The organism is Oleiphilus sp. HI0043, from assembly GCF_001634935.1.
Genome location: NZ_LWEY01000286.1, coordinates 1 through 823 on the forward strand (window position 1 = coordinate 1; position 823 = coordinate 823).

An 823-nucleotide genomic window follows, 5' to 3' on the forward strand; every position below is an offset into this window, starting at 1 on the left:
TTGTTTCATCACTTGAGCAAGTGATTCGAATCCGTACTGGCGAAACCGGTAGTGACGCTGTATAGATAAGCCTATAATGCGAGTAGTGAGCTACTCGCATTAGCTCAGCTTCAAAGCAGCTAACTAAAAGGAGGCACAAATGAAACATCCAACAAGATGGGTATTCATTCTAAGCTTTCTTCTTTCTTTACAAGCCTCTCTTAGCTATTCACAAGAAAAAACTTCACACACCTCTCCCGACAATAAATCTACTATCATTCTTGGCTATAAAGAAGGCAGCAAACCGCCCTATATCGGCAACAAAAATGATAATAGCGGTGCATACCGAGAACTTTTCTCTAAAGCAGCAGAGATGATAGGACTCTCACTTGAAATCGTAAGGTTACCTAAAAAACGTGTTTATCATCACCTTAAAGAAGGTGATATCGATTTCTATCCTTCGTCTGGTTTTTCAGAAAAAAGATCACAGTTTTTATATTGGCTGGACAATGGCTTTCTATCGAAACAAGCCTTAGTCTCAGACATTACAGACTTCGAAATAAAAGACTTTGAGAAGGCGAAAGGTACTTTGCTTGTCCCTTTAGGAGGTAGTTCCGCTGAATATGCCAAAGGCGCTCCTCAAGTAAGTATTCAGAAAATGGGCAAATTGCCTATTGATAAAGCAATTCAGGCACTGAAACTAGGTAGAGGTAATTTCTATGTATATGATATAGATATCTTGGATTATTACTTAAAACGAAACCGCATTAAGCAGTTTAGTGACATTGGCCTACGGCTTCACCCAAATGCAATTGAGAAGGAATACTCTTCGTTAAAAGCGGCC

General features: G+C 39.4%; 1 protein-coding gene. It reads left to right on the top strand.

What is annotated here, in order from left to right:
* Nucleotides 1–139: 139 nt before the first annotated feature.
* On the top strand, nt 140–823 hold a 684-nt coding region (locus A3729_RS04155), incomplete at its 3' end, for an ABC transporter substrate-binding protein (protein WP_068633237.1).